Annotated in this window: 3 protein-coding genes; 1 reads left to right on the top strand and 2 read right to left on the bottom strand. The window is 58.7% G+C overall.

From position 1 onward, the window contains the following. On the top strand, positions 1 to 723 hold a 723-nt coding region (gene cas1 / locus PLN84_RS07175), incomplete at its 5' end, for a CRISPR-associated endonuclease Cas1 (protein ID WP_348531985.1). Here the strand turns inward: cas1 and PLN84_RS07170 are convergent. Together PLN84_RS07170 and PLN84_RS07165 are read right to left on the bottom strand one after the other, a co-directional pair. After that, the gene (locus tag PLN84_RS07170; RefSeq protein ID WP_292385066.1) at positions 689 to 991 is read right to left on the bottom strand and encodes an acylphosphatase; all 303 of its coding nucleotides are present in this window, start codon (positions 989 to 991) and stop codon (positions 689 to 691) included. The two genes, cas1 and PLN84_RS07170, sit on opposite strands and share 35 nt — an antisense overlap. After that, complete coding sequence (locus PLN84_RS07165) at positions 988 to 4,554, bottom strand: hypothetical protein (protein ID WP_292385064.1); 3,567 nt, start codon at positions 4,552 to 4,554, stop codon at positions 988 to 990. Before PLN84_RS07165 ends, PLN84_RS07170 begins: the two co-directional genes overlap by 4 nt. Positions 4,555 to 4,826 lie beyond the last annotated feature (272 nt).

Raw genomic sequence — 4,826 nt, 5'->3', positions numbered from 1 at the left:
GACGGCACGCCCGTCGGGTGCCTCACACCCTACGGTTATCAACCGGACGAGGCGGTGCGCCTCGCCCAGGAACGGGCAGCCCCTCACCGGTTCGCACAGCCGCTCGCAACGGCCGGCCTCCAGTCAAGGCTTCTTCTCCTCGAGGAACTCTACGGCCACGCCGGACAGGATGTCTTCTACGCCGGAGAACTCGACTTCCTTCACCAGGCCAGGGAGGAACTGGGGGTCTCGGTCACCATGGAGGAACTGCGGAGACTCTCCCGCCTGACCGTCGATATGTATTATGAGATCCTCTCCCGCACACTCCCGCCGGAACTCGGGTTTCGGCGCAGGACGATTCGCCCTTACCTCGACCCTGTCAACGCCATGTTCTCACTCGGGTATGCGATGCTCTACGGCAATTGCTGCGTCTCCCTGGTCGGTGCCCACCTCAACCCCGACCTCGGCATGCTCCACGAAGGGGCCGGGAGCCTCGTCTACGACCTTATTGAATCGCAGAAAGCGACGATGGTGGACCGCACCGTCCTCCGGTTTGCCAGGGACGAGGTCTCGGAGGGGGATTATGAATGCGGTGAAAAAAGATGCTACCTTGACGGGAACTTTTCGGCCCGGCTGGTCGCGGCGCTCCGCGACTCCATCGACCAGTCGCGCATTGATGCGCAGGTGCATATCCTGCGGGACGCCCTCCTCACAAACGCCGAATTTCACGTGCTGTACTGGTGAGCGCCCGCTGGATGGTGAACTCCGGGTAGCCGGCAAAGGGGATCTCCTTCTGGGAGAGGTCCCGGATGACGACCCGGGGGCATCCGTAGAGCATGGAGACAAACTTATCAAGGATGACGGGTTCGCCGGTTGCGGTGATGAGCACCCTTCCGTCGGGAAGGTTCATCGCCTCACCGCCGACACCGAGGTTCGTGGCGATCCTTTTGATGCAGGCACGAAACCCGACACCCTGGACCCTTCCCGAGATCCTGATCTCGATCGTCTTCACAGCCAGTGCTCCTGCACAAGCCGCATGGACATATCCAGCTCGTCATAGACCTCGTCCCGGACCGTTGAGTCGCGGATGTTGAGAGCCTCGCTCACAGCCATATCGAGAACCTCCCTCGACCGGTCTTCGTAGCGCTCCGCGTAGATCCGGCATGCCATATCGCCGAGCGCAAAGGCCCGCCGCGAGAGCGGCCGGATGATCCGGGCTTCTTCGAGGGCGCAGAGGAGCATCCGATCCGCAAGTTCATGCTGCCCTGCGTTCCTCGCGAGGAGGTAGAACTCGGTGTAGTAGGTCGCCCTCCTTGCCCGATCCGGTGCCGCCCGTATCGCCCGGTCGAGCGTGACCATGTCCTTTGTGGTGTAATCGCCGCTCCGGATCTTGTCGCGGCAGTCGAGGATCCTGCCGTAGACCGTGTTCTTCCAGGATTGGGGCATCGCCTGTTCGAGCTGGACCATCAGGCCGTACCGGATTCGATCGTCGTCGATCGTGGAGACGGCATCGATAGCCCGCTGCCGGACGGCCGGCTTCCCGCTCTTCCGGTACAATGAGAAGAGCATCTGGGCCATCCGCTGCTGCGTCATAGCGGTGATGAACGGGATCTGGATGTGCTTGGCCGTGCTCTCCATGCCGTCGAGCAGTTCGTCGATCTCCCTGTCGTCGCCGTAGTTCTCGGCAAACTGTGCCACGTCAAAGAGCATCGAGAGCCGGATGTAGGGAGAGGGGATGCTCACCACAGTATGGCACATGGCCGAGAGGATCTCTTTCCTCTGTGCGGGCTCGGTGACCATGTCAAAGACCGCAGCAAGAGCATCCACATACTCGACCGGATCCTCGATCCTGCCAACCTGCCCGATAGCCCAGTCGACATCCTCCTCCTGCCGGTTTACGGTGTTGAGGCTTCTTGCAGCGTAGATCAGGTTCTTTCTGGCAAATGCATCCCGCTCCGGCCCGACGTAATCAAGCATCTCCTGCGCTTCGGCGAGATAACTCCTGGCTGTGCTATGGTCGATCCCGGCCATAAGTCCGGCAAGGTCGGAGAGCATGATCACGCGGATCGACGGCTCGGAGATAGTGCCGATGGTCTCGTGGAGCTGCCTGATAATCTCCTCGGCCCGTTCTTCGTTGCCGAGGACCGAGTAGGCGCTCACGATCCGGTACATCCCGGAGTAGCGTGCATAGACATCGCCGGTATGCTCGAAGAGACGGTACATCAACTCGAGTACCGGCGGTGCCGCCGGCGCTCCCTCGATGCCCTCGAGCAGGTAAGCCATCACCTCATAGGGGTCGGCCGAGTCGAACTCCTTTGTGTAACTGGTGAAGAAGTTGAGGATCCGCTGGATCATGGCGGTTCGTTCGTACTCACCCCCAATCTCCAGGGTGAAGAGACTCATCGGGACAGCAAAGATCGGGCTTGCGTGAACCTGCGAGTACTCGAGCATGATGTCGACATAACTTGCTATCTTGATCGAGACCTCCTCGCGCGGGGTGCTGTTCTGGAGGAGGGTGAGCGCAATCTCGAACGGCTCCATCATGCCATCGAAGATCCTGACCTTTCCCCGGGTGAGCTGGTCCGCCGCCTGCAGGCTCCCGACCCGGACGTAACCCTCGATGAGAGGATCGACCAGCTGCCGCTGCAGGGATGGATCGGTGATCTGGGAGAGGATCTGGGTCGCTTCATCCAGCGCCTGAAGCGAGAGCTGCTCGATCCCGTACATGATCAGGCCGTGGATAACCTTTCCCATCGCGAAGAGACAGTAATCCCGCTCCAGCAGGGATGTGGAAAGAACCCGCATCCCATGAAGGAGGTCAAGATCCCCGTCTTCGACGGCGAGTACGGCTGCCTGGTCCACAATGCCGCCCATCGACTCGGCCCGTGCCTGCTGATCCATGATCTCGCAGGTCAGCGCGGTTGCATGCCGGAGGAGATCCCGATCCTTCCGGACGACGCCTATCCGCGCCATCTCGACGGCGATGGTTGAAATGGCCTGCTCGCGCAGAGCCTGCTCTCCGATCTGGTTCACCAGGTCCACGAGGGCCGACGGGTCGTTCTGGCGGACGAACCCACGCTCAATCAGGATAGTGTTGCACTCAAGGAGCAGGATATCCTGTGTGCGGTGCGATCTAACAATCTCCTTTATGGCTGGTATGTGCCTGACGACCTCGTCAAAGTCGTACTCCTTACAGAAGTCGGTCACCGCCTGGTGTACCAGCGAGTCGGCGATATCGATATCCAGTGCGGTGAGGATATTCCCACGGACGAGACCGATCTCGTCGCGACGGATCCCCTCCTTGATCAGGCGGACACTGGTATCGAAAAATTGGGCATTGATCCTCTGGGTGCTATTGCTGACCTTCTTCATGACCTCAATTGCGTGATAGAAATCGCCCATCCGGGAGAGTGCGTCAGTGATCTGCCGGTAGAGGTGTGCTGCCTTCGCGGCGTCGCAGGACTCATCTATCAACGGCGTGATGTCGAGGAGGATCGTCGGGTTCCCGGTCTTCTCGACGACCGCAATCCCGGAGAGGACGATCTCCTCGATCGGGAGTTGTGTCTCCACAAGGCCCCGGGCATTGAACTCAAACGCCTTCTCGAGGAACCAGCGTTCTCCGCTCCGCTCTGCCTTCTTCAGGAGTTCGAGGACGAGGGTCTGGCCTGCCCACGGCTTCTCGTCGTCGAGCCTGAGCAGTTTGGTGTAGACCTGTTTCTTGTCACGCTGGCGGTCGAGGAGTTGTTCGGTCAGGATTGCGAGGACTTCGATGAGCCGCTCTTCCGGGATGCCCGAGAGTGAGTCTATGATCTCTTCTATGTTGGAGATCTCCTTCTTCAACGACGACTTCCAGGTGGCATCTACGATCTCGGCGATCGAGTTGGTGCGCCGGATCTTCTGGTTGATCTCCGTGGCACTCAATAACCCGCTGATCACGAGATCGATATTGCCGGATTCGATGCCGGAACCGGCGATCGCCCTGGCCACGTCGGCATGGAGTTGTGATTGTCTTGATATGTCGCCGATCTCGGAGAGGATCTGGAGGGCATTTTGCATAATATCAATATTTCGGTGTTTCTGTCCATACTGGATGAAGAGCGGGACTATTTCGGAGAGGATCGCCGAGCGGTATTTGCGGATGCTGATCTTGTCGAAGGCTTCCCCGCCTTTCTCAATATAGTGGATGTCCCCGGTATCCACCCCGATCTCGACAAGATCGCGGGAGATGCCGGCGAGAAGATCGGACTGGTGGCTCTTGCGGTCGAGTTTGTCGACCAGGGTAAATATTGCGCGGAACCATCGTTCGTCCTTGTTCTGGCTGTAGAGTTCCGCGGCACGTCGGGCAAGGGTAAATACTTCTTCTTTTGTCGGAAGGGCAAGCTGGCTTAAGAGTTCCGGCTGGCTCTGTTCGAATGCCGTCTGTATCAGGGCGGCGTTCATCTGCTCATAGAGCGATTTTTTCTCTTTTCTCGTCTGAGTCTCAGATATGTCCAATACGACCTTTTCAACCTCACGCAGATCGCCCGAAGAGATCGCGGAGGTGATCTTCTGTTTTATCTGTGGCTTTCCATCCATTTTGATCAGCGCTCTCCAGTGGGTCCTGCATCATGCATATCCATTATCAGATATATAGATTGCCCCCCACTCACAAGAATCTATTTCAATGGAAATCAGTGGGATCCTCTAAAATATCAGGGATATGGTGGATGTCAAGGGTCTCTTGCAACCCTGAGAACGGATGGGTTATGGGGTTGATTCCATCCGTAAGAGGTCAGGGGCAGGCGAGGTGGTTACGCCTGCCCGACCACCCGCACCTACGGTGCTCCCGCTCCTGCCGTTCCGGCAGT

Origin of the sequence: Methanoculleus sp. (assembly GCF_035363275.1) — an archaeon.
Taxonomy (GTDB): domain Archaea; phylum Halobacteriota; class Methanomicrobia; order Methanomicrobiales; family Methanoculleaceae; genus Methanoculleus.
This window is presented reverse-complemented; position numbering and strand designations above follow the sequence as displayed.

Bases quoted from the DNA above. Each gene is read 5' to 3' on its own strand.
- PLN84_RS07165 (WP_292385064.1), bottom strand. From the start codon at position 4,554: ATGGATGGAAAGCCACAGATAAAACAGAAGATCACCTCCGCGATCTCT.